General features: G+C 66.3%; 25 protein-coding genes. 8 read left to right on the top strand and 17 right to left on the bottom strand.

The genetic code is table 11. The features are described from left to right. Positions 1–6: 6 nt before the first annotated feature. Together A7X12_RS18870 and A7X12_RS18865 are read right to left on the bottom strand one after the other, a co-directional pair. Positions 7–2,058 (bottom strand): NAD(+) synthase, encoded by a 2,052-nt coding sequence (locus A7X12_RS18870; RefSeq protein ID WP_064312972.1) that lies wholly within the window; start codon positions 2,056–2,058, stop codon positions 7–9. Positions 2,059–2,163: 105 nt separating this feature from the next. After that, entirely contained in the window at positions 2,164–2,784 is a 621-nt protein-coding gene (locus A7X12_RS18865; RefSeq protein ID WP_232318588.1) for a murein L,D-transpeptidase catalytic domain family protein, read from the bottom strand. Here A7X12_RS18865 and A7X12_RS26400 point away from each other — a divergent pair. Genes A7X12_RS26400 through mtnA form a run of 5 tightly spaced genes read left to right on the top strand, consistent with a single transcriptional unit; the run spans position 2,669 to position 6,017 of the window. After that, a complete protein-coding gene (locus tag A7X12_RS26400) occupies positions 2,669–3,136 on the top strand; it encodes a hypothetical protein (protein WP_232318590.1) in 468 nt (155 codons plus the stop codon). The two genes, A7X12_RS18865 and A7X12_RS26400, sit on opposite strands and share 116 nt — an antisense overlap. Positions 3,137–3,145: 9 nt before the next feature. After that, complete coding sequence (locus A7X12_RS18860) at positions 3,146–3,772, top strand: methylthioribulose 1-phosphate dehydratase (protein WP_064312970.1); 627 nt, start codon at positions 3,146–3,148, stop codon at positions 3,770–3,772. Further along, positions 3,760–4,317 (top strand): cupin domain-containing protein, encoded by a 558-nt coding sequence (locus tag A7X12_RS18855; protein WP_084445708.1) that lies wholly within the window; start codon positions 3,760–3,762, stop codon positions 4,315–4,317. The genes A7X12_RS18860 and A7X12_RS18855 overlap by 13 nt, the downstream gene beginning before the upstream one ends. Before the next feature lie 24 nt (positions 4,318–4,341). Beyond that, the gene (mtnC, locus tag A7X12_RS18850; protein ID WP_064312969.1) at positions 4,342–4,974 is read left to right on the top strand and encodes an acireductone synthase; all 633 of its coding nucleotides are present in this window, start codon (positions 4,342–4,344) and stop codon (positions 4,972–4,974) included. Continuing rightward, entirely contained in the window at positions 4,971–6,017 is a 1,047-nt protein-coding gene (gene mtnA, locus A7X12_RS18845; protein ID WP_064312968.1) for an S-methyl-5-thioribose-1-phosphate isomerase, read from the top strand. The genes mtnC and mtnA overlap by 4 nt, the downstream gene beginning before the upstream one ends. A 7-nt stretch (positions 6,018–6,024) precedes the next feature. Here the strand turns inward: mtnA and A7X12_RS18840 are convergent, their stop codons facing one another. Next, positions 6,025–7,179, bottom strand: coding sequence for an aminotransferase (locus A7X12_RS18840; protein WP_064312967.1), 1,155 nt, complete (start codon positions 7,177–7,179; stop codon positions 6,025–6,027). A gap of 96 nt (positions 7,180–7,275) precedes the next feature. Between A7X12_RS18840 and A7X12_RS18835 the strand changes: the two genes are divergently transcribed. The 3 genes from A7X12_RS18835 to A7X12_RS18825 all read left to right on the top strand — a co-directional run bounded on the left by A7X12_RS18835 (position 7,276) and on the right by A7X12_RS18825 (position 11,031). Beyond that, positions 7,276–7,512 carry a hypothetical protein gene (locus A7X12_RS18835; protein WP_232318576.1) on the top strand — a complete coding sequence of 79 codons (237 nt, stop codon included), beginning with the start codon at positions 7,276–7,278 and terminating at the stop codon, positions 7,510–7,512. 509 nt (positions 7,513–8,021) lie between these two features. Further along, positions 8,022–9,881, top strand: coding sequence for a HAMP domain-containing methyl-accepting chemotaxis protein (locus A7X12_RS18830; RefSeq protein ID WP_064312966.1), 1,860 nt, complete (start codon positions 8,022–8,024; stop codon positions 9,879–9,881). A gap of 106 nt (positions 9,882–9,987) precedes the next feature. Continuing rightward, the gene (locus tag A7X12_RS18825) at positions 9,988–11,031 is read left to right on the top strand and encodes a DUF2332 domain-containing protein (RefSeq protein WP_064312965.1); all 1,044 of its coding nucleotides are present in this window, start codon (positions 9,988–9,990) and stop codon (positions 11,029–11,031) included. Here the strand turns inward: A7X12_RS18825 and pncB are convergent. The 14 genes from pncB to cobT all read right to left on the bottom strand — a co-directional run bounded on the left by pncB (position 11,028) and on the right by cobT (position 24,860). Next, entirely contained in the window at positions 11,028–12,332 is a 1,305-nt protein-coding gene (pncB, locus tag A7X12_RS18820) for a nicotinate phosphoribosyltransferase (protein WP_064312964.1), read from the bottom strand. The two genes, A7X12_RS18825 and pncB, sit on opposite strands and share 4 nt — an antisense overlap. A gap of 9 nt (positions 12,333–12,341) precedes the next feature. Continuing rightward, positions 12,342–13,739 carry an efflux transporter outer membrane subunit gene (locus A7X12_RS18815; RefSeq protein WP_064312963.1) on the bottom strand — a complete coding sequence of 466 codons (1,398 nt, stop codon included), beginning with the start codon at positions 13,737–13,739 and terminating at the stop codon, positions 12,342–12,344. Between the two features lie 2 nt (positions 13,740–13,741). Then, positions 13,742–14,695: an efflux RND transporter periplasmic adaptor subunit gene (locus tag A7X12_RS18810; RefSeq protein ID WP_064312962.1), complete on the bottom strand. Its 954-nt coding sequence runs from the start codon at positions 14,693–14,695 to the stop codon at positions 13,742–13,744. Then, positions 14,692–14,907, bottom strand: a complete 216-nt coding sequence (locus A7X12_RS18805; protein ID WP_064312961.1) for a DUF1656 domain-containing protein — start codon at positions 14,905–14,907, stop codon at positions 14,692–14,694. Before A7X12_RS18805 ends, A7X12_RS18810 begins: the two co-directional genes overlap by 4 nt. Beyond that, the gene (locus tag A7X12_RS18800; protein WP_064312960.1) at positions 14,904–16,949 is read right to left on the bottom strand and encodes an FUSC family protein; all 2,046 of its coding nucleotides are present in this window, start codon (positions 16,947–16,949) and stop codon (positions 14,904–14,906) included. The genes A7X12_RS18805 and A7X12_RS18800 overlap by 4 nt, the downstream gene beginning before the upstream one ends. After that, positions 16,946–17,356, bottom strand: a complete 411-nt coding sequence (locus A7X12_RS18795; protein ID WP_084445705.1) for a MarR family winged helix-turn-helix transcriptional regulator — start codon at positions 17,354–17,356, stop codon at positions 16,946–16,948. Before A7X12_RS18795 ends, A7X12_RS18800 begins: the two co-directional genes overlap by 4 nt. A 108-nt stretch (positions 17,357–17,464) precedes the next feature. Next, positions 17,465–18,646 carry a dipeptidase gene (locus tag A7X12_RS18790; protein ID WP_084445702.1) on the bottom strand — a complete coding sequence of 394 codons (1,182 nt, stop codon included), beginning with the start codon at positions 18,644–18,646 and terminating at the stop codon, positions 17,465–17,467. A gap of 68 nt (positions 18,647–18,714) precedes the next feature. After that, positions 18,715–19,221, bottom strand: a complete 507-nt coding sequence (gene cobU / locus A7X12_RS18785; protein WP_064312958.1) for a bifunctional adenosylcobinamide kinase/adenosylcobinamide-phosphate guanylyltransferase — start codon at positions 19,219–19,221, stop codon at positions 18,715–18,717. Further along, the gene (locus tag A7X12_RS18780; protein ID WP_064312957.1) at positions 19,221–20,675 is read right to left on the bottom strand and encodes a cobyric acid synthase; all 1,455 of its coding nucleotides are present in this window, start codon (positions 20,673–20,675) and stop codon (positions 19,221–19,223) included. The genes cobU and A7X12_RS18780 overlap by 1 nt, the downstream gene beginning before the upstream one ends. Then, positions 20,663–21,595: an adenosylcobinamide-phosphate synthase CbiB gene (gene cbiB, locus A7X12_RS18775; protein ID WP_064312956.1), complete on the bottom strand. Its 933-nt coding sequence runs from the start codon at positions 21,593–21,595 to the stop codon at positions 20,663–20,665. Before cbiB ends, A7X12_RS18780 begins: the two co-directional genes overlap by 13 nt. Continuing rightward, entirely contained in the window at positions 21,588–22,565 is a 978-nt protein-coding gene (locus tag A7X12_RS18770) for an aminotransferase class I/II-fold pyridoxal phosphate-dependent enzyme (RefSeq protein WP_064312955.1), read from the bottom strand. The genes cbiB and A7X12_RS18770 overlap by 8 nt, the downstream gene beginning before the upstream one ends. Continuing rightward, entirely contained in the window at positions 22,562–23,284 is a 723-nt protein-coding gene (locus tag A7X12_RS18765; RefSeq protein ID WP_064312954.1) for an adenosylcobinamide-GDP ribazoletransferase, read from the bottom strand. The genes A7X12_RS18770 and A7X12_RS18765 overlap by 4 nt, the downstream gene beginning before the upstream one ends. Then, complete coding sequence (locus A7X12_RS18760) at positions 23,281–23,847, bottom strand: histidine phosphatase family protein (RefSeq protein WP_064312953.1); 567 nt, start codon at positions 23,845–23,847, stop codon at positions 23,281–23,283. The genes A7X12_RS18765 and A7X12_RS18760 overlap by 4 nt, the downstream gene beginning before the upstream one ends. Continuing rightward, positions 23,844–24,860: a nicotinate-nucleotide--dimethylbenzimidazole phosphoribosyltransferase gene (gene cobT / locus A7X12_RS18755; protein ID WP_064312952.1), complete on the bottom strand. Its 1,017-nt coding sequence runs from the start codon at positions 24,858–24,860 to the stop codon at positions 23,844–23,846. The genes A7X12_RS18760 and cobT overlap by 4 nt, the downstream gene beginning before the upstream one ends. Between the last annotated feature and the right edge of the window lie 7 nt (positions 24,861–24,867).

Raw genomic sequence — 24,867 nt, 5'->3', positions numbered from 1 at the left:
CGACGGTCAGGGCAGGGCGGCGCGCAGTTCCTCGATCCATGCCGTCGCCACGCTATCCGACGGGGCACGCCAGTCGCCGCGGGGGCTAAGGGCAGCCGCGCCTGATACCTTCGGCCCGTTGGGCAGTGCCGAGCGTTTGAACTGGCTGATCTGGAAGAAGCGGAACAGGAAGGTTTCCAGCCATTTGCCGATCGTCGGCAGATCATACTGGTTGCGACCCTCCGCCGGGAAGCCGATCGGCCACTGACCGGCCTGCGCATCGCGCCACGCGTGCCAGGCGAGAAACGCGACTTTCGACGGCTTCAGGCCAAAGCGCGCGACGTGGTGTAGGAAAAAGTCGTGCAGTTCATAAGGCCCGATCCGGTCCTGCGTGCTTTGCATCTTGCCATCGGCGTCGGCGGGTACGAGCTCGGGCGAGATCTCGGTGTCCAGGATCGAGAGCAGCACCGTCGCCGCCTCGCCGTCGAACTGGCCGCTCTCGACGCTCCAGCGGATGAGGTACTGGATCAGCGTCTTGGGTACGCCGGCATTGACGCCATAATGGCTCATCTGGTCGCCGACACCATAGGTCGACCAGCCCAGCGCCAGCTCGGAAAGGTCGCCGGTGCCGAGCACGAAGCCGCTGTTTTGGTTGGCCAGGCGGAAGAGATAGTCGGTGCGCAGGCCGGCCTGGACGTTCTCGAAGGTGACGTCATAGACCGGTTCGCCCCGCGCAAAGGGATGGCCGAGATCGGCGAGCATCTGGCGCGCGGCGGGCCGGATGTCGATTTCCGCCGCGGTGATTCCGATGGTCCGCATCAATGCCCAGGCGTTTGACTTGGTGCCCTCGCTGGTTGCGAAGCCTGGCATGGTGTAGCCTAGGATATCCGTACGCGGACGCCCCAGCCGGTCCATCGCCTTCGCCGCAACGATGAGCGCATGGGTGGAATCAAGCCCGCCCGAGATGCCGATCACCAGCGACTTGCTCTTGGTGGAGGCGAGGCGTTGGCGCAGCCCCTCTACCTGGATGTTGAAGGCCTCGTAGCAATCCTCTTCCAGTGCGGCCGGCGTGTTGGGTACGAAGGGGAAGCGGCGCAGCGGGCGGATCAGGCCGCGATCGGCAAAATCCGGCTGATGCGAAAAGGCGATGCGGCGGAACCGCGTTTCCGGCAGGCCGGCGTTTCGCGCATTGTCGTTAAAGGTGCCGTCCCGCATCCGCTCCAGCCGCAGTCGTTCCAAATCGAGATCGGCATAGGTGATCGCATCGGTCAGCTCGAAGCGCTGCGAGCTCGCCAGCTTCTCGCCGAACTCATAGATCAGGCCCTGGCCGTCCCAGGCAAGATCGGTCGTGCTCTCGCCGGGACCCGAGGCGGAATACAGATAGGCCGAAATCGTCCGCGAGCTCTGTGAAGCGCAGAGCAGCTCGCGCTCGCGGCCCTTGCCGATCACGATGTTCGAGGCGGACAGGTTGCAGAGCACCAGCGCACCTGCCATCGCGCCCTCGGTGGAGGGCGGCTGGGGAGCCCAATAATCTTCGCAGATCTCGATGTGGAAGACGAAGTCGGCCATGTCTTCGGCCGCGAACAGGAGATCGGGCCCGAAGGGGACGTTCTGGCCGGCGATCGTGATGTTGAGATCCCGCAGGCCCGAGCCCGAGGCGAACCAGCGCTTCTCGTAATATTCGCGGTAGTTGGGCAGATAGGTCTTCGGCACCACCCCGAGTATCCGGCCCCGCGCGATGGCTATGGCGCAATTATAGAGACGGCCGTTGCGTTGCAGGGCGGCGCCGATCAGCAGGACAGGTTTGAGCGCGCGGCTGGCCTCCGCGATCGCAGCGATGCCGGCTTCGGTGGCGGCGAGAACCGTGTCCTGCAGATGCAGATCGTCGATAGCGTAGCTGGTGACATTGAGCTCAGGGAAAACAAGGATGTCGGCACCGGACGCATCGCCCTGTCGTGCCAGCGCAATCGTCGCCTGCGCATTGGCGGCAGGGTCGGCGACGGTGCCGACCGGGGTGCAGGCGCCCGCCCGGATCATGCCGTGACGGTGGAGCGCGAAAAACGGATGCGGATCGGCCATGGATGTGTCCTATGCCGGGGACCATGGCCTGCCAACCCCGCGGCGGGCGGGATGTATCCAGCGATAGAGGACCAGGTCCTCCTGTGGGAAAGGCTCCTAGGTGGTTTACACCTTGGTGGCGTAGATCAAGCGCCCCGGGCCGAGGCGATCGAACACCTTCGCCAACTGGCGTTCGCCGACCGCGAAGCACCCCTGGCTGCGCCCGAGTTTGCCGTGCTTCGAAACCATGTCCGGGTTTGCATACCAGGCCGAGTGAACGACGATCGCACGGGCCAGCGCATTGTTGTTGGTCGGGTCGAGACCAATCAGCCGCTGGGAGTCGCCATGCTTGCCGACATAATAGTCAGCAGTAAGGAACGCGCCCTCGCAGGTTGCCTCCGAGTTGATCTGGTTCGAGAAGCGCTGCAGAACGCCGGTGTGCCCCGGGTCCGAGCCGATGCCGTGCGCTACCAAGAGCGGCTCGACTTCGCCGGTGCCCATGTTCACCAGAAAGAAGCGCGGCTGCGAGGACGGCAACGAGAAGTCCGCGATGGCGATCCGGTCGTGCGTGTCGACATGCATCGAGTGCCGGTCCAGCGCCGCAGTGGCGCGCTTGAACAGCTCGGGACGGATGCCTGCCGGCACGATCCGCGCCTGGGCTGCCACCTTGGGCGCCGGGTTCAGCGAGGCGACCGGCGCCGGCTGGATGCGCGGAGGCGGCGGTGCGGCTGCGAGGGTGGTCCCGATCGTGCGCGAAGCGCAGGCCGAAACCGCCGCGCCGCTCGCCATTACCAACGCCGATTTGAGCAAAGCCCGACGCGATTGTACCGAAGCGTTCGAATCCATAATCGTTATTCTGCGCCCGCAAATTTCTGTCATGCTGTGGAAACCGTATAGCAGAAACATCGTTAAGGATGGTCTTGCATATGGCCGGAACTGGGGCGTTTCGGCGCACCTGTTGCCCGGTTCACCGAGACGTCATGCCGTTTCGGGACTAGCGATCTTAACGACGCCGCGAATCACGCTGCGCCGCGGCGCCTTCTCTGGCTTGTTCGGCAACCGAAAATTTCTGTGTCGCGCGGCGCTTGCGAAGCGCTAGAGGCGCCGCATGACCATGTCCTATGACCAGGCTGTCGCAGCGTTGATCGATGCCGGACGACGGCTCGATGCGCGCGGCTGGGCACCCGCTACGTCGGGCAACTATTCGGCGCGGCTAGATGACGGCAGCGTCGCGCTCACGGTGTCCGGCAGGCACAAGGGGCGCCTTACCAGCGATGGCGTCATGCGCGTCGATCTACACGGGCGTCCGCTCACGGCAGGTAAGCCCTCCGCGGAAACGGATCTCCATCTCGCGATCTACCGTCTTTTTCCGGAGGCGGGTGCCGTGCTGCATGGTCACTCGCCGCAGGCGGTGGGCCTGAGCCGCGCGACGGACGCTGCGACCTGGACGCTGGCTGGGCATGAGATGCTCAAGGCCTATCCCGGTCATGTGACCCACGAGGCCGAGGTGCAGCTGCCCATCGTCGACAATAGCCAGGATATGGCCGTCATCGAGGCTGCGATCCGGCCCGCGCTGCTGGCGCCCGGGGCCATTCCGGCGTATCTCATTCGCAGCCACGGGCTCTACGCCTGGGGCAAGGACGTGGACGAGGCCGAACGCGTGCTGGAGGCGACCGAATGGATGATCGCCGCCGAACTCGCTGAGGCCAGCTTTAGGCAGGCATGGGCACGATGAGCCGACTTCGCATCTTCTCCGAAACCGGCACGACGCCGCTGCTCGATACGATGGATCCCGTCACCATCACCGAGGAACTGGCGATGCGCGGCGTGCGGTTTGAACGCTGGCCCTCCCGACGGATTCCGGCCGATGCAGGGCAGGAAGAGGTGCTCGCCGCCTTCGCGGCGGAAGTCGATCGGCTTAAAGCGGAGAAGGGCTATCGTTCGGTCGACGTGATACGGATGCAGCCCGACCACCCCGACAGGCATATGTTGCGCGGCAAGTTCTTGTCCGAGCATCGCCACGCCGAGGACGAGGTCCGCTTCTTCGTTGAAGGCGAGGGCTTGTTCACACTGCATCTGAACGATCGCGTCTATGCCGTTCTCTGCACGGAAGGTGATCTTATTTCGGTGCCGGCGGGTACTCCGCACTGGTTCGACATGGGGCCTGCGCCGTTCTTCACGGCAATCCGTCTGTTCACCAATCCCGATGGCTGGATTGCCCAGTTCACCGGGGACGCCATCGCCGATCGCTTCCCGCGCCACGAGCCCATCGCCGCTTGACCGCGGCGCAGTGAGATTCAAGCCATGACCCAGCACAAGGCCGTCCTTCTTGATATCGAGGGGACTACCAGTAGTATCGCCTTTGTGGCGGACGTGTTGTTTCCCTATGCTGCCAAGCACTTGGCGGAATATGTCGCTAATCACTCCGAAGAAACGGCGGCGATCCTGGCCGAGGTGCCGGGCGACGACAAGATTGCGACGCTGCTTGCTTGGATCGCCGAGGACCGCAAGGCGACGCCGCTCAAGACGCTGCAGGGCGTGATCTGGGAGCAGGGCTATGCCGACGGCACCCTCCAGGGCCATGTCTATCCCGACACGCCCGATGCGATGCGCCGCTGGTACACCGCCGGCGTGGCGATCTACATCTACTCCTCGGGTTCGATCGCTGCGCAGAAGCTGATCTTCGGTCATTCGATCGCAGGTGACCTGACGCCGATGCTGTCCGGCTATTTCGACACCACAACCGGTCCCAAGCGCGAAGCTGAAAGCTATACGAAAATCTCTGCTGCAATAGGCTGTAGAGCCGAGGAAATTCTATTCGTCTCCGATATGGTTGCGGAGGTCGAGGCGGCACGTGCAGCCGGGTTGGGCGCATTGTTGATCGATCGGAACGGCGGTCCCGCCGACATTCACTCGCTTGCGGAGATTCGCCTGTGATCCTCGAAGGCAAGCAAACCCGGTCGATCGCGCGCACGGCGGACGGGCAGGGCATCCGGATCCTCGACCAGCGGCAGCTGCCCTGGGAGGTCCGCTGGGTGGAATTGCGCGATCTCGACGCGGCCGCTCTGGCGATCCGCGAAATGTGGACCCGCGGCGCGCCGATGATTGGAGCGACCGCAGCCTATGGGTTCGCCATGGGACTGGCCGTGGACGCCAGCGACGCGGGACTCGATGCCGCTTATGCGACGCTGGTCGAGACGCGGCCGACTGCCATCAACCTCCGCTGGGCGCTCGATCAGGTGAGGGCAGCGGTCCGGGATCTTCCGGAGGGAGCGCGCGCCGCGGCGGCGTTCGCCCGTGCGGATGCGATCTGTGACGAGGACGCCGCGCTCTGCCATGCGATCGGCGAACATGGGCTTTTGCTGCTGCGGGCACTGCACGCGAAGAACCCGGATCGGCCCCTGAACATTCTCACCCATTGCAACGCCGGTTGGCTGGCCACGGTCGACTATGGCACCGCCACCGCGCCGATCTACCTCGCGCACGATGCCGGCATCCCCGTGCATGTGTGGGTGGACGAAACCCGCCCGCGCAATCAGGGTGCGCTGCTCACGGCGTTCGAACTGCGCAATCACGGCGTGCCGCATACGGTGATCGCCGATAACGCGGGCGGCCTGCTGATGATGCAGGGGCAGGTCGACGCGGTGATTGTCGGCACCGATCGCGTCACTGCCAATGGCGATGTCTGCAACAAGATCGGCACCTATCTGAAGGCGTTGGCGGCGCATGATAACGGCGTGCCGTTTTATGTCGCGTTGCCCTACACGACCTTCGACCCGGCGACCGCAAGCGGTGCCGACATCCCGATCGAAACGCGCGCGGCCGAGGAGGTGACCCGGCTGGCCGGGCCGGACGAAAATGGTCGAATCGCCACAATCCGGGTGACGGATTCGCCCGCGCTCAACCCGGCGTTCGACGTGACGCCCGCGCGGCTGGTCACGGGCTATATCACCGAGCGCGGCGTGCTGGAGACGATCTGACGCGCGTTCAGCCGAGCTCGGCCCGCCATTGCGTTACCCGCGCAATGGCTTCGTCGAGCACCGCATCCTCCTTGACGAAACAGAACCGCACCACGTTTGTCACTGGGTCCTCGGCGTAGAAGGCGGAGACGGGGATTGTCGCGACTTTGGCTTCGTCGACCAGCCGCGCGCTGAATGTGGCGTCGTCCAGCGACAGTCCGGAGGCGGCGAGATCCACGGAAAGGAAATAGGTGGCGGCGCTAGGCAGCACGGTGAAGCCGGCCTCCCGCAGGCCGGCGGCAAGCCTGTCGCGCCCCGCCTGGAATCCGCTGCGTGCCTGCTCCACCCAGTCATCCTGTGTCGCCAAGCCTTCGGCTACGGCCCATTGCAGATTGGGCGGGGTTGTGAAGGTAAGGAACTGGTGGGCCTTGGCGAGAATGCGCGCCAGCGCCGGTGCGGCGCACATCCATCCGACCTTGAACCCCGTGAGCGCGAAGATCTTGCCGGCGCTGCCGATCTTCACCGTTCGTTCGCGCATGCCCGGAAAGCCGATCAGCGGCAGGTGGCGGGCACCGTCAAAGGTCACATGCTCCCATACCTCATCGCAGATCGCGGTCAGATCGTGGGCCACGCAGAAATCGGCGAGCATGGCGAGGTCTTCGGCGCTCGTCATCGTCGCGGCGGGATTGAGTGGATTGTTGAGCAGGATCAGACGGGTTCGCGACGTTACCGCCGCTTCCAGGGCATCCCGCTCGATCCGCCATTCGGGCGGGCGCAGCCGCACGAAGCGCGGCACGCCGCCGGCGCGACGGATCAGCGGAACATAGGCGTCGTATAGCGGCTGAAAGCACAGTACTTCGTCGCCCGGTTCGATCAGCGCGAAGAGCGCGGCAGCCAATGCTTCGGTCGCGCCGGAGGTGACGATCACTTCCTCGGAAGCGAGGTTCAGCGCCTGATGTCGGGCATAATGGTCCGCCACAGCCTGGCGGAGTTCGGGCAGGCCGGCCATCGGGGGATATTGGTTCGATTTCTCCAGAACGGCGCGCGCGGCGGCCGCCAGCACCGCTTCGGGTCCGCGGCCATCGGCAAAGCCTTGCCCGAGATTGATTGCGCCGTTTGCCCGAGCGCGGGCGGACATGGCTTCGAAGATGGTGGTGCCCATCGAAGAATAGATCGGGTTCATCGCAGACCGCTATTGCGGGGTGCGGTTGCGCCTTGCAAGCCGGGGGGTAACCGCCGCATGAAGAAGTTGGTTGATGACCGCGTGTGTCGAAGGAAGATGATGACCAAGAAAGCGCCCGTGCCCGCCGAAGCCCACTCGCCCGAACATGCGCCGGAATCGCCGCAGACCGGTGAGGGAGAAGCGCTCGCCGTCGCCAAGGAGATGGCGGAAGCGGCGAAGCGCCGTATGCCCAGCAGTCGTCAGATCGGCATGGGCGCCGCGATCGGTGTGGGATCGGCGGCGATCGTCGCTGGACTGCTCTACTGGAGGGGCGGCCGCAAGGACCGCAAGTAAATTGCTTTCCCGTAGGCGTCGGGGCAGGGGCGCTCAGGCGCTCCGGCCCCGCGCAATTGGACGCCACGAACCTGCGTCGAGATGTACTGCTACGGGCCATGAACGGTCGGTGGAAAGCAGTTTGAGACCGGCCGGCCCATGCTGGCCGTTAGCCGCGCGGTCATGGCGCGATTCCTTCGGGAAAACTCCTGATCTCCGCACCCGCTACGTCGTTCTACAGGGGCAATGTTTCCCCCCTTGGTGACCGATCGGTAAGAGATCCTTCCTATAATGCGATAAACCACAGACCGGGAACGGGATGGGAACTCGCATGCGCCATCGTTTTCTTGCCATTGCCGACGGCTCGGCGGCGCACGCCGCCGATCACCGTTCGCGCGCTGCAGACGGGCGGATAGGCCTGTGACTCCCCCCGTTTCCTTCGATTTTCCGGCGATCGGTTCGGCTGTTGCGCAGGCCGCGATCGACACCAGCACGTTCGGGCGCGTCCAAAGATATCGGAAAGACCAGAAATGATTGCATCGATGAAAATTCCGAGGAAGCTCGCACTTTCGTTCCTGCTGATCTGTGCATCCGCAGCGATCGTGATGATCGTGTTCTTCATGAACATCTCGATGATCCGCTCGGTCACCGATCAGAATAACCTGAGCCAGCAGATCCACTCGAAGACGCTGACGCTGGAAACCGCACTGCTGCGTCAGAACAGCCAGCTGCGCGGCTTCCTCGTTACCGCCGATCCGACCTATCTGAAGTCGTATGACGAGGGCCGGACGGAATATGACGAAACGTCAGCCGAGCTCGAGAAGCTGCTGACCGATCCCGCGCTGCTCGACGCGCTCCGCAAGTCGCGCACCGAAACCTTGTCGTGGCGCGAAAAGTGGGGTGATCGCCTGATTGCCGAGGTGAAGGCCGGCAAGCGCGAGGAAGCCGAGGCGCAGGTCCGCGGCGCCGGCAAGGCAGTCCTCGTTTCTGCCGCCGTGCTGCCGCTGCGCGCCATCAAGGACGCCCAGGCTGACGCGATCGAGAAGAACGGCGCGCGTCAGGAAGGCGCCATCGCGACTGCGACCACCGTCCTGATCATCGGAGCGATCGCGCTGATCGGCATCGCCATCGGCCTGGCCGTGATGCTCAGCAGCATCATCGCGCGTCCGATCAGCCAGCTGACCCGCACCATGGCGGATCTGGCTGCCGGTCGAAACCATGTGGAAGTGCCCGCCACCACGCGTGGGGACGAACTCGGCGACATGGCCCGTGCCGTGCTCGTGTTCCGTGACGCCGCGCTTGCCAAGGAAGCCTCGGATGCCGCCAGCGCGCAGGCGGAAGCGACGCAGAAGATGGTTGTCGAGACCGTCTCCTCGCACCTCGCCGAACTGGCCCAGGGTAACCTCACTGCGCGGATCACCACCGATTTCCCGGGTGAGTACCGGGCGGTGAAGAATAACTTCAACGATGCTATCCAGAGCCTGCGGGATCTGATCGCATCGCTGATGGAAGCGACCACGTCGATCCATACCGGTTCGAACGAGATCGCACAGGCCAGCGAAGACCTTGCGCGCCGTACGGAAGCGAACGCCGCCAGCCTGGAACAGACGGCCGCTGCCGTCACCCAGATGGACCAGCGCCTGAAGGCAACGGCAACCGCCTCGAGCCGCACGGTCGAGCGCGCCGACGAAACCATGGCCACCGTCAACAATGGCCGCAGCACTGCGGACGAAGCGGTGCAGGCCATGGGCCGCGTGTCGGACAGCGCCAAGGGCATCGACAGCGTCATCGAGGGGCTCGACAAGATCGCGTTCCAGACCCGCGTTCTCGCGATGAACGCCGCCGTGGAAGCGGGCCGCGCCGGCGAAGCGGGCCGTGGCTTCGCCGTCGTCGCCGACCTCGTCTCGGCGCTGGCGATGCGTGCGGAAGAAGAAGCTGGCCGTGCCCGCGATCAGCTGACTGCGACGCAGAGCGACATCGTGACCGCGGTGCATGCCGTGCAGCGTGTCGATGGCGCGCTGGCGGACATTTCCAACGGCGTGGGTGAGGTCCACCAGCTGCTTGGCAATATGGCGTCCGATAACAACGCTCAGTCGAGCGCCGTCACCGAGATCAGCGCTGCGCTGGGCTCGATGGATCAGTCGACCCAGCAGAACGCCGCGATGGTGGAGGAAACCTCTGCCGCCGCCCGTAACCTGGCAAGCGAAGTCAGCATCCTTTCGGAGCAGGCGGGTCGCTTCAATGTCGGCAATGGTGGCGGTGCCCCCATGGCAACCTCGCGCGTCTCGCCGGCGCGCTTCAACGGCGGCAGCGTGAAGCCGCTGCCGGCCGCCGCAGTATCCGCACTGGTGCGAAACGGGGGTGCCGACGACGATTGGCAGAGCTTCTGATCGACCCACATGATGAGAACCGGGACGCGGCCGTTCGATATAATTGCGAATCGAACGGCCTCCGGCGACAAGCTTTGACGTGGCGGCTTCTGCCGGGAAAATGGTAATGAATATGATCGCACCCCGGACGGGCATCGCGGAGATCGCGCGCATGGCGCGGGTCGCCCAAGAGCTCGGATCGCCGTTCATCGGCGCGGTGCTGGCCGCGGGGCTTCGCCAACTTGCGAGGGGGCCGCACAGCCACGCGCTGATCGCCCATTGGGAAGGCGATCCAGCGTCGGCAGCGCTGGCAATGCGCCTCAACGCAGCACTGCATTTCCTCGCGCGCCGCGGCAATCCGCCGGCGCTGGCAGCGCTCTATCGCCACGAACATGACGACTTTGACGGCGCGATCGGCGCGGCGCTGGAGGCCGAGGATACTCTTATCGCGGGCTTTCTCCGTCGCACGCCGCAGACCAACGAAGTGGGCCGCTCGGGCGCGATCGTCGCCGCGCTGATGCAGGTGCGCCGAAGGTTCGGTTTGCCGTTCGAGCTTCTCGAGATCGGTTCCAGCTGCGGTCTGAACCTCAATCTGGGGCGCTATGGATTCGATCTCGGCGGTGTTCTGGCGGGGGATCGCCACTCGCCCGTGCAGGTCGCACCCGATTGGAACGGCCCCGCACCGCAGCCGGCCCCGCTGGAAGTGGTCGGCGCGCGCGGCGTTGATCTCAACCCGTTGAGCGCCGCCGATCCGGCAACCTGCGAACGGCTGATGGCCTATATTTTCGCGGATCAGCCGTTGCGGCTGCATCGCCTCGAAGAGGCGCTGGGCATGGCGCGGCGCCATCCGCCGCAGGTGGAGAAGGGCGACGCGTCCGAATGGCTCGCCCGCCGGCTAGCCGAGCCGCAGGTCGAAGGCGTCTGCCGGGTGGTGATGCACTCGATGGTGCTGCAGTATCTACCCCCGCGCGATCGCGCCGCGGTCGTCGCGATGATCGAGGATGCGGGGCAATATGCGACTCCCCAGCGCCCGCTCGCCTGGGTAGGCTTTGAATGGACCGAGACCCGCAGCGAAGTGCGGCTGTCGCTCAGCTGGTATCCTGGCGGCGAGCCGCGACGCGTGCTGGCGACCTGCCACCCCTATGGCAACTCCGTGGACTGGCGGGGCTAGACCTGCACTATCTGCTCGGTGCGACCGGCGTCGCCGAATACGCGCAGATAGCGGGCGATTTCCGCCGGCTCGCCGGTGGCCTTTGCCGGATTGTCCGACAGCTTGACCGCCGGCCGGTCGTTCGCCGCCACCACCTTGCAGACCAGTGAGATCGGCTCCAGCCCGGCCTCCCCGTCGGGATCGCAGCCGCGAAAGTCGTTCGTGAGGTTGGTGCCCCAGCCGAAGCTCATCCGCACCCTGCCGTTGAAGTGGCGATAGGTCGCCTCGATCGACTCGACGTCCATCCCGTCCGAGAAGATCAGCAGCTTGTCGCGTGGATCGCGGCCATGCTCCTGCCACCACCGCAGGATCTGTTCACCTCCGGGGATCGGAGGAGCGCTGTCCGGTCGAAAGCCTGTCCAGTCGGCCACCCAATCGGGAGCGCGCGCCAGAAATGAAGTGGTGCCGAACGCATCGGGAAGCGCGATCAGCAGGTTGCCGCCATAATGCCCGCGCCATTGCTCCAGCACCCGGTAGGGCGCATCGGCGAGGCTGGCATCGTCCGGTGCCAGCGCGGCTTCCACCATCGGCAGCTCATGTGCGTTGGTGCCGATCGCTTCCAGATCCGCGTCCATCGCCAGCAGCACGTTCGACGTGCCGATAAAGCGGTGACCGAGCCCTTCCTTCAGCGCTTCGACGCACCAGCGCTGCCACAGGAAGCCATGGCGCCGCCGCGTGCCGAAGTCCGACAGCACGAGATCGGGCAGGCCGCGAAGCCGTTCCACCTTATCCCACAGCTTGGCCTTGGCGCGGGCGTAGAGCACGTCGAGCGCAAACCGGTCGCGGCCGCGCATCGCCGTGCGCGAACGGAGTTCGTTGACGATGGTGAGCGCGGGAATTTCCCACATCGTCGTATGGGTCCAGGGGCCGTGGAAGTGGAGCACGAACTGACCGCCGCGGCGTTCCAGTTCATAGGCGGGAAGCTGGAAGTTCGCGAGCCAGGCGATGAAGTCCGGCGCGAACATCTGGGTCTTGCCGTAGAAGCTGTTGCCGGCCAGCCAGATCAGCTCTTTCTTCGAGAAGCGCAGGGAGCGCGCGTGATCCAGCTGCGCGCGCAGCTCGGCCTCATCGATCACCTCTGCCAGATGCACCGTCTTCGTACGGTTGATCAGCGAAAAGGTCACCTGCGTGTCCGGATGCAGCCGCCGGATCATCTGCAGCATCAGCAGCTTGTAGAAGTCCGTGTCGAGCAGGCTGCGTACGATCGGGTCGAGCCGGAAGTTATGGTTGTAAGTCCGGCTCGCGATATCGGTGAAGGTCATGGGCGGCTCTTATTCCCAGCCGCCGCCGAGCGCGAGGAAGATTGCGATCTGGTCGTCGGGAAGGCGCGCCTGTGCGGTCGCATAGCTCGCCTCGGCCTGGGCAAGGCTGCTCTGCGCCTGGAGCAGGGCGAGGAAATCGCTCCGGCCAAAACGGAAGAGGCGGCCGGCCTGGTCCGCAGCGGTGGCCGCGCTATCGCGCGCGCGGCGGAGCGCCTCCGCCTGGTCGCGGTCCCGCGCATAGGTCTCCAGCGCCGTCTCGGTGTCACGCAGCGCGCTGAGCACGGTCGAATCGAAACGCGCGATGTCGGCGTCGACCTGGGCCCCCGCCGCATCGATCCGTGCACGGACCGCCGGACGATTGGGGAAGCTCCAGCTGATCAGCGGCCCAAGGCTGAAGCCGAAGGAGGTCGGACCACCGGCACGATCGACGAGCCCGCTCAGTCCTGCCGAGCCGGCGAGGTTGATCTGCGGATAGAGATCGGCCGTGGCGACCCCGACCCGTGCGGTGTCGCCGGCGATGGTCCGTTCGGCCTGGCGGATGTCCGGCCGGCGGCGGATCAAGGCAGCGCCGTCGCCTACCGGCATCGGCCGTGGAAGGGCGGGGAGGGCGGCACAGCTTTCAACGTCGCGCGGATACTCAGCGGCCGGGCGACCGAGCAGCGCCGCCAAGGTGTAGAGGCCTGCGCGGCGCTGTGCCGCAAAGGCCGGCAAGCTGGCTTCGCTGGTTTGCACCGCCGCCTGTGCGCGGCTGACGTCGAACGCGGTCCCGCGCCCGGCGCGTTGCAGGCGCTGGGTGGCGGAAAAGGTTTGGCGCTGCAGCGTCACGATGCGCTGCGTGGTCGCGAGCCGGAAATTGGCGGCGCATACATCGGCATAGGCCCGGGCGGTGGCTGCAGCCACGCTCACCCGCACGGCGTCGCGCGCGGCGGCGACGGTGTCGCGATCGGCCAGGCTTGCCTCGATCGCGCGGGCGATCTTGCCGCGCACGTCCAGCGGATAGCCCACGGCGATCCCGAGATTATAGCCCAGCGTGCCCGGCAGCGTGGCGCCAGTGCCGGACGGTCGCGAAAGCGTGGTGCCGCCGGAAAGATCGGTCGTGAGCTGGCGTGTCGCCTCGGTCTGGCGAACCACCGCTTCGGCGCGACGGAGATTGGCGTCGGCCGTTCGCAAGTCCGCATTTGCGGCTAGCGCCTCCTCTACCAGCGCGTCGAGCCGCGGGTCCGTATAGAGCCGCCACCAGTGATCGGGCAGCGGCGCGTCAGCAAAGGCGTTGTTCTGCGCCGAGAGGAACTTGCCCGTCGCGGCTGGATCGTTCGCCGGCCCGGTAACGGGAGGGTGATAGTCTGGTCCGGCATGCGTGCAACCGGCGATGAGGGCGAGCGCAGCAAGCGCGGGGAGGTGGCGCATACTCAGCGTACCTTCGCTGACGCAGCGGGGGTTGGCGTCGGCGCGGCAGACGGCGAGGGCGCGGGCCGCGCGGGTGCGGGCCGTGCCACCGCGTTCGGCTGGATCGTCACCGTGGCCGTCCGGCCCGTGATCAGTCGCACGTCGGCCGGAACCTGGGTGAGCTTCACGCGCACCGGAATGCGTTGTGCCAGTCGCACCCATGTGAAGGTGGGATCGACGCTGGGCAGCAGGTTGCCCGCGTTGCTGCGAGTCGTATCGTTGATGCCCGCGGAGATGCTCTCGACCACGCCGTGGAGCAGCCGCGGTTCACCCATCAGTTCGACCGTCACGGGGGCACCGATGCGGATGCTCGGCAGCTTGGTTTCCTCGAAATAGCCCTCAACCCGCAGGCTGTCGGCATCGACCAGCGCCATCGCCTGCTGGCCGGCTGCAACATAGTCGCCCGGGTGGAGATCGAGATTGGTCACGGTGCCGTTGACCGACGCCTTGACCTGGGTGCGCGACACGTTCAGCTCGGCGCTTTGCACCGAGGTAAGAGCCTGGGCTAGCGCGGCCTGGGCCGTCGCGACGCGGGCTACGTTCTGCTCATGCGTTTCCGCCGCGACGAGATTGCCCAGCGCCAGATCACGCCGTGCTTCGCGCTGTGCCTGGTTGAGGGTTGCGCGGGCGCTTTCCACGCTGGCCCGCGCCTGGGCGAGGGCCAGCGAATAGCGCGGCTGATCGATGACGAAGAGCAGATCGCCAGCCTTTACCTGCTGGTTGTCGCGCACTGCGACCGCGGTCACCAGCCCGCCGATATCCGGGGTCACGCGGACCACGTCCGCACGGACCCGCCCGTCGCGCGTCCAGGGGCTGCGCGCATAATGCTGCCACAACCACATGGCGACGAAAGCGGCGGCGACCACGATAAGGATCGTCGCGGCGCTGCGGCCAAGGGCGGGGAGGTAGCGTTTCATGGGTGGAATCCGATCGAGGGGGTGGCCCAGGCAAGCAGGCCGAGCAAAAGAACGAACAGGCAAAGATCGACAAGCGCGCGATAGGCGACGAAGCGGTACAGGCTGAGCGCGTTGAACACGCGCGTCAGCACCATCGTCAGCAGCATGGCGATGACGCCGAGCAGAAGCAGCGTCGGCACGAAGACGCCGTCGATGGAAATCTCCCCGGTCATAGCCGCGCTCCCGGGGCGGGATCGGCATCGGGGAACAGGTTCCGGCGCAGGCTCAGCAGACTCAGGGCACCGGCGCGGCGTACTGCGGCGTCGGTGTCCTTGGCGATCGCGTGCAGCGCCGTATCGATATGGGCGAGCAAACGGGGATCCTCGGGCTTTTCAACTTCGGGTTCGAGGCGGCGATAATAGTCGCCGACGTCGCGGAGAACGTCGGTAAGCGGGGCAGAACGCTCCGGCGGCAGTTCGAGGCGCAGGGCACGGAGTTCGGCAATCGCCACGCCGGTGCGAAGGTCGCGCAGGGCATCGTAGAGCGGCTTGCCCGGCGAGCGTCCGCTGAGCGCCAGACGGGGCGCCAGCAGTGCGATGCGATCCAGCATGCGGTTGATCCAGCCGCGAACGTCCGGCGGCGTCATCAGGTTGCTGCGCTCCGCAATATCCGCCCAGCCGGCACGAAGCGTCCGGCGGATCGCCTGTTCGATACCCGCCGATTGCAGCAGCCGCGCCATCAGGATGGCGAAGGCGACGCCCATCAGCTGTGCGATGGCGCCGTTGACGAAGCTTGCGAACGCGCTGGTGTAACGGGCGGAAATCAGTAGCGGGCTGCCGAGGCCAAGGAGCGTCGGGAGCGCCAGGCCCATCCATTTGGGCGAATGCATCATCGCACCGAGGACCAGCAACGGAGGGGCCATCGCGAGGGCGAGCTGGCCGAACCCGTCGAGGCGCGGCATGATCGCATAGCCATAGATCGCGCCGAGGATGGTGGCGACCAGCGTGCCCCAGAAGAAGGACCGCAGCGGTAGCAGCGGATCGGGGGCCGCGGCAAACAGCGCCAGGAACACGCCGGCCAGCATCACTGCGGTCGAGCCATCGGACCAACCGCTGGCGATCCAGATCGCCGAGCCGATTGCCAGCGTGAGGAACGCGCCCAGCGCACCACGGGCGGCGCCGATCCAGTCGATATGCAGTTCGCGGCCGCGGCGGCCTTCCAGAAGCTCGGCTACGCGGGGGCTGACCGGACGGCGATCCAGGGTGGCGAGCTGCTCGGCGAGTTCCCGGCAGTCCCGATGTGCGCCGATCAGTGCGGCGAGGCGCGAAAGCAGGCTGAGCAGCAACAGGTCATGCCACGAGCTGCCCTCGTGCACCTCCGGTTCGAGTGCGGCACAGCGCGCTTCGAGGATTGCCGCATCGGCAGCCCGCTCGTCCCGGTCGCGATCAAGGGTCTTCAACCATTCCCGCGTATCGACGAGAAGCGCAGCGACGTCCTGCGGCAGTCCGCCATGTGCCAGTAGTTGCACCGTACGATCGTCCACCGCCGCGCCGAGCGGCATCAGCAGCGAAAGCTGATCCTGCAGCGCGCGTACCGTGCGGACGCGGGGGGCGGTGCGAACGGTCTCATAGGGCAGGTGAATGGAAAGCTGGTGCAGCTCGGTGATGTCGGCGGCAAGACGCCGCCGCTCGGCGTCTACACCCTCCACCGGCTCCAGCGCGATCGAGTCGCGGGACCAGCGCTCCGCATCGCGCAGGATCGTCGAGACACGGGTGAGCAGGAAGGCGGCGACCGATCGCGGGAACACCACCCCGTGCATCAGGCTGCCGCACAGAATGCCGAGGGTGATCTCCTGCACGCGCAGGCTGGCGACGGTGAAGATGGCACCCGGTGTGTCGACGCTGGGCAGCACGATCAGCACGGCGCTATAGCCAGCAAGCACGAACATATAGGCGCGCGGCGTGCGATCGAGCAGCGACACGAACACGCACAGCGCCAGCCAGCCCGATATCGCCAGGACCAGCAATTCAGGCGTGTTGATCAGCGGCGGCACCATCGCCACCGCCGCAGCTGCCCCGACGATCGTGCCGACGACCCGGAACAATGCCTTGGACAGCACCGCCCCGGCCAATGGCTGCGCAATCATATAGGCGGTGAGGAACGCCCAATAGGGTCGATCAAGTCCGATCGACAGCGCCAGATAGATGGCAAGCATCCCGGCTGCATAGGCTTTCAGCGAGAAGACAGCTGCGTCGATGCCCCAGCGCTCGATCATGACTGCGGCCGCCGTTCTGCGAGACGCGCGGACAAATGGTCCAATACCTCCAAGGTCGCCTCCAGCGCGGCGTCGCTCACCCCTTCGAACAACTTGCTGCGCAACGCGGCGAGGCGCGTGTCGATCCGTGACGCAAGCGAAACGCCGGTTTCGGTGAGTTGCAGGTGGTTCGCCCGGCGATCGCGCGCGTCTGCAATGCGTTGGATAAGACCCGCATCTTCCAGCGCATGCAGCGTTCGGACCAGCGACGCTTCGCTTACGCCTACCGCGCGGGCCAGATCGGCCTGGCGGGTGCCGTCGCCGAGACGCTGCAGATAGACGAGCGTCCAGCCGGTGGAACTGGACACGTCCAGCGAAGCCAGTTCCGCATCGGCAAGCCGTTGCCACGCCCGCGACGCAGGGTTCATTCGCGTCGCAAGCGCGCGTTCCAAAGAGTGCCGATCGGCCATAAGGGTCGTTAGTTAGGACGCTAACTAATTGCGTCAAGCTCTTCGCTGGTATGGGCAGTCCGTTTTTTATCCGGGATGTGCCGTCGACCAGTCCTCCGCTGCCTGCAGCACGCGCAACAGGTTGCCGCTCCAGATCTTCTCGATGTCCGCATTGCTATAGCCTGCCTTGCGGAGGCGTGCGGTGATGCGGGGAAGGGCGGTGATATCTTCCATGCCCCGCACGCCGCCGCCGCCGTCCCAGTCCGCGCCGATGCCGACATGGTCGACGCCCATCACCTGGATGGCGTGCAGCAGACTGCGCATGAACAACTCGAAATCGGCGGTGCCGTCTGCGGCGTCGAGCGCGGCCATATCGGCCACCAGCCGCCGCTGCTCGGCGGGCTGGAGCACCCACCAACGCCGCTGCCGCTCCGCCAGACGATCGCCGCCCGGCCCGGAGACCGTCGGGGCAAGATACACGCTGTTGATCTGCAACACGCCCCCTGCGGCTGCCAGCTTGCGCATACGGGCATCGTCGAGATTGCGCGGATGGTCGAAGATCGCCTTGGGCCCCGAATGCGAGGCGATGATTGGCGTCTTGGACCATTCGATCGCTTGGTCGAACACGTCGTCCGAGGCGTGGCTGACGTCGATCACCATGCCCAGCCGGTTCATTTCCGACACCCAACGCTTGCCCAATGGACTGAAGCCGTGCCAGCGCGGTTTGTCCGTTGCGCTGTCGGCGAACTGGTTATTGCGGAAGTGCACCGGGCCGGCCATTCGCACGCCGAGATCGTGGAAATAGGGGAGAAGGCTCAGATCCTCGCCCAGCGGATAGCTGTTCTCTATGCTCTGGAAGACCACGCGTTTGCCGCTTGCGGCAATCCGCCTTGCATCGGCGGGTGTGGTCGCCAATTCCAGCTTGTCGGGATGTGCGGCCACCACGCGCTGGATCCAAGTGGCGCGGGTGAGGGCGGCGTTGCGCGCGGCGGCATAACCCTCCGCCGTCAGCGGCCCCTGCGGGGTGTAGATGACGAAGAAACCGCCATCGAGCCCGCCCTGCTCCATCCGGGGAACGTCGACCTGGCTGCCGTCGAATTTTCGGTCGTGCCAGCGCGCGAAGTCCCAGCCGGGATGCTCGAACAGTTCGGGCGTGTCGAGATGCGTATCGAGTACCAGCATCTGCTCGTGCGCGAGGCGATCGACGGGGGAGACCTCTTCGTTCGGTGCGAGCGCGAGCAGCAGGGGAAAGACGAGGATTGATTTCATCGGCGACAGACTCCCGGCAGAGATGTCCGGCAAGCGTCGACCCGCCGTGTCGCTTCGTCAACCAGCGGCTATTTCAGTCGCAGCGGGAGGCCGGCGGCAAGGAACTGGACCTCGTCAGCGGCGGCGGCGATCGCCTGGTTGAGACGGCCGGCCGCGTCCCGGAAGCGGCGGGCAAGAGCGTTGTCCGGCACGATGCCCAGACCGACTTCGTTGGCGACGAGGATCACAGGTCCCCCTGCATCGGCGACAGCGGTGGCAAGGGCCTCGGTCTCCGCGTCGAGATCGCGTTCCGCAAACATCAGGTTCGACGTCCAGAGCGTGAGGCAGTCGACAAGCAGGACGTGGCTGGGCCCGGCATTGGCGAGGATCGCGGCGGGCAAATCCAGCGGCACGTCGAGCGTCGACCAGCGCGCGTCGCGATCGGCGCGATGGCGGGAGATGCGATCCTCCATCTCGTCGTCAAACGCTTGTGCGGTGGCGACGTAGATCAGGTCACCGGTGAGTGATTCTGCGCGTTGCTGGGCATATCGGCTCTTGCCCGAACGCGCGCCGCCAAGAACAAAAAGGCTGGTCATTATGCTGCTTCCCTGGCGAGCGCGATCAGTGCGGGGATATCGACATGGGTTTCCAGCACGGCGGCGATGGCGTCGAGCGCCGTATCGACGGACGCAGCATAGTCCACGCCGGACGAGGGGATTCCGATGCGGGCGAGCAGGGCACGGCGGAGCGGCGTGCTGGCAAAGAGGCCATGAAGATAGGTGCCAAGCACGCGTCCATCCCGGGCAATGGCACCGTCGGCGCCTGTATCCAGCGCGGCGAATGGTGTGGCGGTATCCGGACCGCTGGTAACGCCCATGTGCATCTCATAGCCCTGAATGTCGGCGCCGAACGCGATGCCGCGCGCGGGCCGCAATGCCTTTTCCAAGGTGAGTTCGGTTTCCACATCCAGCAGGCCCAGGCCGGCTGCACTGCCGGTCGGCCCCTCGATCCCGTGGGGATCGGCAATGGTACGGCCGAGCATCTGGTAGCCGCCGCAGATGCCGAGCACGGCGCCCCCCCGGCGATGATGGGCGAGCAGGTCGATGTCCCAGCCTTGCTGGCGCAGGGCCGCCAAATCGGAAATCGTGGCCTTGGAGCCGGGGAGGATCACCAGCGTCGCGTCTCCGGGGAGAGGGCGGCCGGGCGGGATCATCGCCAGGGTCACGCCGGGTTCCAGCTTCAGCGGATCGAGATCGTCAAAGTTGGCGATGCGGGGGAGCATGGGGCAGGCGATCAGCACGCGCCCGTTCTTGGACTGGCTGTGCCGCTCCAATACCACTGCATCCTCGCTCGGCAGACGGGCGGCATCGTGTAACCAGGGAATCAGGCCATAGCCGCGCCACTGCGAGCGTTGCTCGATCTGCGCATAGCCGTCCGCAAACAGAGCGGGATCGCCCCGGAACTTGTTGATCAGGAAGCCGCGGATCATCGCGGCGTCGTCCGCATCAAGAACCGCGCGGGTTCCGACCACCGCCGCGATCACGCCACCGCGATCGATATCGCCGACGAGTAGTACCGGCACCTGCGCAGCACGGGCGAACCCCATATTGGCGATGTCGCCATCGCGCAGGTTGATCTCGGCAGGGGAACCTGCACCTTCGACCACTACCAGGTCGCAATCGGCGGCCAGGCGGTGATAGCTGGTCAGCACCTCTCCGAGCAGCGCCTTGCGCGCCTCGCGGTAATTGCCGGCATGGAGCGTGCCGCGCACCTTGCCGTGCACCACGAGCTGCGAGCTGCGGTCCGCCTGCGGCTTGAGCAGCACGGGGTTCATGTCGGTATGCGGCGCAACCCGGCAGGCGAGCGCCTGCAGCGCCTGCGCCCGGCCAATTTCACCGCCGTCTTCGGTGACAGCCGCGTTGTTCGACATGTTCTGCGGTTTGAACGGACGAACGCGAAGGCCGCGATTGCTCAAGGCGCGGCAGAGGCCCGCCACCAGCACCGACTTGCCGACGTCCGACCCGGTTCCCTGCAGCATCAACGCAGCCATGCGACCCCTCCCGCGATCAGCCATAGCAGCCCGCAGGCGCGGACATAGAGGGCCAGTGCCCGCTGGATGTCGGCGGCATCTGCTGTCGCGCGGCCATCGCCAATCCACGGCTTGTCGGCCACCACGCCGTCATAGGTGATCGGTCCGGCGAGACGGAGCCCGAGCGCACCCGCCATTGCGGCCTCGGGCCAGCCGGCGTTGGGGGAGGCATGCTTGCCGGCGTCACGCCACAGCGTCCGCCAGCCTCGTCCGCCCGCCACACAGAGCAGCAGACCGGAAACCCGGGCAGGCACCAGGTTGAGCAGATCGTCCGTGCGCGCCGCCGCCCAACCAAAGGCACGCCAGCGCGGCTCGCGATGACCGATCAAGCTATCGGCGGTGTTGATCGCCTTATAGGCCCACAGGCCCGGCAGGCCGCCCACCAGCAGCCAGAACAGCGGCGCGACGATGCCGTCGCAAAAGCTTTCGGCCAGGCTCTCGATCGCGGCGCGTGCGACTCCCGGAGCATCAAGTCGTGCCGTGTCGCGGCCGACAATATACCCAACCGCCGTGCGTGCGGCCGGGAGGTCGCCGCCCGCCAGCGCGGCAGCTACCGGGCGAACATGCAGGTATAGACTCCGCTGGGCCAGCCCTGGAAAGGCCGCGGCAACCAGCACCAGCCAGCCGAATGACGAGCGCGCCGCTATTGCCTCCACGACGAGGCCGGCGCCGCCCCCGGCCGACAGGAGCAGCAGCACGGTCACCACCCCGAACGCTCGACGCTTGATGTCAGGCTGGTCCGCGCGGTTCCAGCATCGCTCGCAAAGCGCGATCAGTCGCGCAAAGCCGCCGACGGGGTGACCGATCCGCGCATAGAGCCAGGTCGGCCATCCGATGGCAGCTTCCAATGCCAGTGCCGCAAGCGCTACCGGCTCAGCCATCACGAAGCACGCGATCGATGCGGGCCAGCGCGTCGGGATCTGCCGGCATGCCGAAGCGCAGCCAGTGCGGAGCATAGTCGAAGGGGCGGACAAGAATGTTTGCCCGGGCGAGCCGCTCGAAAAGCGTTGGCGCCTCAGCATGCGCGACCAGTCGGAACAGGGGCGATTCCCCCATGGCCATCAGGCCATGGGCGTTCAGCAGGGAATCGAACGCAGCGGCGCGGACGCCAAGGGCCTCTCGCGTCGCCGCGATCCAGCGCGCATCGCGATAGGCGCGCGTACCGATCGCCAGCGCCGTCGCGTCGATCGGCCAGTCGCCGAGCATCGCCCGATAGCGCGCCAGGATCGGGCGCGGCGCAAGGACGAAGCCAAGCCGCACCCCCGCGAGCCCGAAGAATTTCCCGAACGACCGGAAGACGATCAGCCGGCGGTCCTCATGGACCAATGCCGCGATGCTCGCGTTCGGATGGGCGTCGGCAAAAGCCTCATCGACGATCAACCAGCCGCCCTTGGCGGTGCGTTCCGCCAACATCGCTTCCAGCGTATCGCGATCGAGCAGGATGCCCAGAGGATTGTTTGGATTGGCGAGCAGCAGCGCGGCATCGCCAGCAATGGGGGAATCGGCAGCCAGCGGAGTGCTGTCGGGGAATGCAGCAGCGTGCGTACGATAGCCCGGCACGATATGGCAGGCACGGCCACCCAGGATCGTGCCCAGCAGTCGCAGCCCCATCTCGCTGCCCGGCACTGCGCAGAGTTGCTCTGCGGCCACGCCAAAATGTTCTGCCGCCGCGGCTTCGAGCGCAGCCAGCGCCGCCGGATCGGGGAGGGGGCCGAGATCTACGTCCAGCGCATCGGGGACCGGCCACGCTTTCGGATTGATACCGGTCGAAAGGTCCAGCCAAGGCCCGTCGCCGAACCGCGCGCGGGCTGCGGCCAGATTGCCGCCATGATGAAGCAGCGGGTCGCTCATCCCAGATGCGGTGCGATCACCAGGGCGAGCAGCAGCCCGGTTTCGACGAGTTCGATCCCGGCGCCGTGGCCGTCTCCCGAGATACCGCCCAGCAGGCGCCGCACCCGCCACCCCCATGCGGCAATCAATAAAGGAGCTGCGGCCAGCGCCGGATTGGCGAGCGCGGCGGCGAAGGCAAGGAGCACCAGCCATAGGATCAGATCGGCAGGGCGAATGACGTTGCGGAAGCGGCTGGCAAGCCCTTCGTGCAGCGGCGGCAGCCACCAGCTCCAGACCAGCGGGCCAAATCGCGCGGCCGCTGGCACGAACAGCACGACCCACCAGCCCGTACCCGCAAGCAGCGCATGGAGCAGCACCAGTTTGGCGAGCAGCTGCAGTCCGATCGAAACCGCGCCGAAACTGCCGACATGCGGATCCGCCAGCACCTCGCGCAGTCGCTCGCGCCCCTTGTGCACTGCGCCACTCGCATCGGCTATGTCGGCAAGCCCATCGAGATGGAGCGCGCCGGTGACCCACACCCATGCTGCCAGGCCGAGCAAAGCCCCCGTCCAGGGATCGAGTAGCCAGCCGAGCCATAGGCCGAGCAGGAGAACGAGTCCTGCCACCAGGCCGGCGGCGGGAAACCAGCGGATCGAACGTGCGAAAGCGGCGTCGCCTGCGGCCACGGGCGGCAGCGGCAGACGCGTCAGGAACTGGAGGGCGAGGACGAAGTCTTTCATGTCACAAGTCCGATGATCTGGCCTACGCGCGGCGTCCCGGGCCAGATGCGCACGCTGAGCAACGCGGCATGGGGCAGGGCGATGTTCCACAGCTGTGGGAAGTCGATGGCGCACAGGTTGGCAAGTGCCGCCCGCATCGCGCCGCCATGGGTTACGATAAGCGTGGGGCGCTCGATGGCTGCGATCGCCTCGCCGACGCGCGCGACCAGGGCCGCCCATGCTTCGCCCTGCGGCGGCGTGTGGTTGGCGGGTTCGCTCTGGAACGCGGCAAGGGCCTGGCTGTCGATCGCATCCAGCGCCTGACCGTCCCAGCTCCCGAAGTCGAGCTCCCGCCAGCGTGCATCCGCATGCGCGACAAGACCATGGCTGGCCGCGATTTTCTCGGCCGGGACACGAGTTCGCTCAAGACCTGAACTGAAAACTGCTTCGAATTGCAGTCCGGTCGCCCGAATAGCGCAAGCCTTCACGCCCTCCGGAAGAGGGGTGGCGTCTGTGCGACCGATCAGCCGGCCCTCGGCGTCGGTGACGCCGTGGCGCAGGAGGTGCAGGACAATGCCGGTCATGCGGCGCCGGCTACCCCCGCTTCGGCGAAGGTCGCCATGCCGTTGTGCGCAGCCAGCGCTGAGCGCAGGACCGCCGCCGCCACGGCCGCGCCACTACCCTCGCCGAGTCGAAGGTTGAGCCGCAGCAGCGGATCCAGGTCCAGAAGATCGAGCAGGCGTGCATGGCCGGGCTCGGCCGAGCAGTGGCCGGCAATGCAATGGCCGACAATTTCTGGAACTACCGCTGCCAATGGCGCGATCGCCGCGCAACAGATGAAGCCATCGAGCAGTACGGGGACCCCGGCATGCCGCGCAGCCACCACGGCGCCGGCGATTGCCGCAAGCTCCCGTCCGCCAACGCGCCGCAAGGTCTGGAACGGAGTCACAGGGGCGTCTGCGTGCAGGGCGATGGCCTCGGCGACGACCGCGGCCTTCCTGTCCACACCCTTCGCATCGAGACCGGTGCCGGGGCCGGTCCAGTCGGTTGCAGCACCGCCGAAACTGCGGAGGCACAGTGCCGCGGCAGCGGTGGAGTTGGCGATACCCATCTCGCCGAGCAACAGCAGATCCAGGTCGGGCGTCACGACCGCAGCGCCTTGTGCCAGCGCATCGAGGCATTCCGCCTCGGTCATTGCAGGGCCGGTCGAAAAGTCGTGTGTTGGCCGGTCCAGGTCGAGAGCCACGACATCCAGGCGCATGCCGATCGCGCTGGTCAAAGCGTTGATCGCCGCGCCACCCCTCGCGAAGTTCGCGACCATCTGCGCCGTCACTTCGGACGGAAACGCGCTGACGCCCCGCGCTGCGACGCCGTGATTGCCGGCAAAGATCACCGCGCGTGCCCTGTCCATCGATGGCTGGGCACGGCCCTGCCAGCCCGCGAGAAAGACCGCGAGATCCTCCAGCCGACCAAGCGAGCCGGGCGGCTTTGTGAGCTGCTGCTGGCGGGCGCGGGCGGCATTGGCGGCGGCTGCATCCATCGCCGGCAGAGCGGTGAGCGCCTGGTGAAAGGCTGCCGCGTTGGGAAACGGGTTCATGCCGCGC

The sequence above is a fragment of the Sphingomonas sp. TDK1 genome (genome assembly GCF_001650735.1).
Taxonomy (GTDB): domain Bacteria; phylum Pseudomonadota; class Alphaproteobacteria; order Sphingomonadales; family Sphingomonadaceae; genus Sphingomonas.
Note: the sequence above shows the minus strand (reverse complement) of the source record. Positions and strands in the feature narration are given on the sequence as shown.

What these genes read in the sequence shown, in the direction of transcription:
- A7X12_RS18810 (WP_064312962.1), bottom strand. Translation starts at nt 14,695, where the DNA reads ATGAAACGCTACCTCCCCGCCCTTGGCCGCAGCGCCGCGACGATCCTT.
- A7X12_RS18825 (WP_064312965.1), top strand. Translation starts at nt 9,988, where the DNA reads ATGAATATGATCGCACCCCGGACGGGCATCGCGGAGATCGCGCGCATG.
- A7X12_RS18805 (WP_064312961.1), bottom strand. Translation starts at nt 14,907, where the DNA reads ATGACCGGGGAGATTTCCATCGACGGCGTCTTCGTGCCGACGCTGCTT.
- cbiB (WP_064312956.1), bottom strand. Translation starts at nt 21,595, where the DNA reads ATGGCTGAGCCGGTAGCGCTTGCGGCACTGGCATTGGAAGCTGCCATC.
- A7X12_RS18765 (WP_064312954.1), bottom strand. Translation starts at nt 23,284, where the DNA reads ATGAAAGACTTCGTCCTCGCCCTCCAGTTCCTGACGCGTCTGCCGCTG.
- A7X12_RS18760 (WP_064312953.1), bottom strand. Translation starts at nt 23,847, where the DNA reads ATGACCGGCATTGTCCTGCACCTCCTGCGCCACGGCGTCACCGACGCC.
- A7X12_RS18815 (WP_064312963.1), bottom strand. Translation starts at nt 13,739, where the DNA reads ATGCGCCACCTCCCCGCGCTTGCTGCGCTCGCCCTCATCGCCGGTTGC.
- A7X12_RS18830 (WP_064312966.1), top strand. Translation starts at nt 8,022, where the DNA reads ATGATTGCATCGATGAAAATTCCGAGGAAGCTCGCACTTTCGTTCCTG.
- A7X12_RS18835 (WP_232318576.1), top strand. Translation starts at nt 7,276, where the DNA reads ATGATGACCAAGAAAGCGCCCGTGCCCGCCGAAGCCCACTCGCCCGAA.
- A7X12_RS18870 (WP_064312972.1), bottom strand. Translation starts at nt 2,058, where the DNA reads ATGGCCGATCCGCATCCGTTTTTCGCGCTCCACCGTCACGGCATGATC.
- A7X12_RS18770 (WP_064312955.1), bottom strand. Translation starts at nt 22,565, where the DNA reads ATGAGCGACCCGCTGCTTCATCATGGCGGCAATCTGGCCGCAGCCCGC.
- A7X12_RS18800 (WP_064312960.1), bottom strand. Translation starts at nt 16,949, where the DNA reads ATGATCGAGCGCTGGGGCATCGACGCAGCTGTCTTCTCGCTGAAAGCC.
- A7X12_RS18790 (WP_084445702.1), bottom strand. Translation starts at nt 18,646, where the DNA reads ATGAAATCAATCCTCGTCTTTCCCCTGCTGCTCGCGCTCGCACCGAAC.
- cobT (WP_064312952.1), bottom strand. Translation starts at nt 24,860, where the DNA reads ATGAACCCGTTTCCCAACGCGGCAGCCTTTCACCAGGCGCTCACCGCT.
- A7X12_RS18795 (WP_084445705.1), bottom strand. Translation starts at nt 17,356, where the DNA reads ATGAACCCTGCGTCGCGGGCGTGGCAACGGCTTGCCGATGCGGAACTG.
- A7X12_RS18840 (WP_064312967.1), bottom strand. Translation starts at nt 7,179, where the DNA reads ATGAACCCGATCTATTCTTCGATGGGCACCACCATCTTCGAAGCCATG.
- A7X12_RS18780 (WP_064312957.1), bottom strand. Translation starts at nt 20,675, where the DNA reads ATGGCTGCGTTGATGCTGCAGGGAACCGGGTCGGACGTCGGCAAGTCG.
- cobU (WP_064312958.1), bottom strand. Translation starts at nt 19,221, where the DNA reads ATGACCAGCCTTTTTGTTCTTGGCGGCGCGCGTTCGGGCAAGAGCCGA.
- mtnC (WP_064312969.1), top strand. Translation starts at nt 4,342, where the DNA reads ATGACCCAGCACAAGGCCGTCCTTCTTGATATCGAGGGGACTACCAGT.
- A7X12_RS18855 (WP_084445708.1), top strand. Translation starts at nt 3,760, where the DNA reads ATGGGCACGATGAGCCGACTTCGCATCTTCTCCGAAACCGGCACGACG.
- A7X12_RS18860 (WP_064312970.1), top strand. Translation starts at nt 3,146, where the DNA reads ATGACCATGTCCTATGACCAGGCTGTCGCAGCGTTGATCGATGCCGGA.
- pncB (WP_064312964.1), bottom strand. Translation starts at nt 12,332, where the DNA reads ATGACCTTCACCGATATCGCGAGCCGGACTTACAACCATAACTTCCGG.
- A7X12_RS26400 (WP_232318590.1), top strand. Translation starts at nt 2,669, where the DNA reads ATGCCTGCCGGCACGATCCGCGCCTGGGCTGCCACCTTGGGCGCCGGG.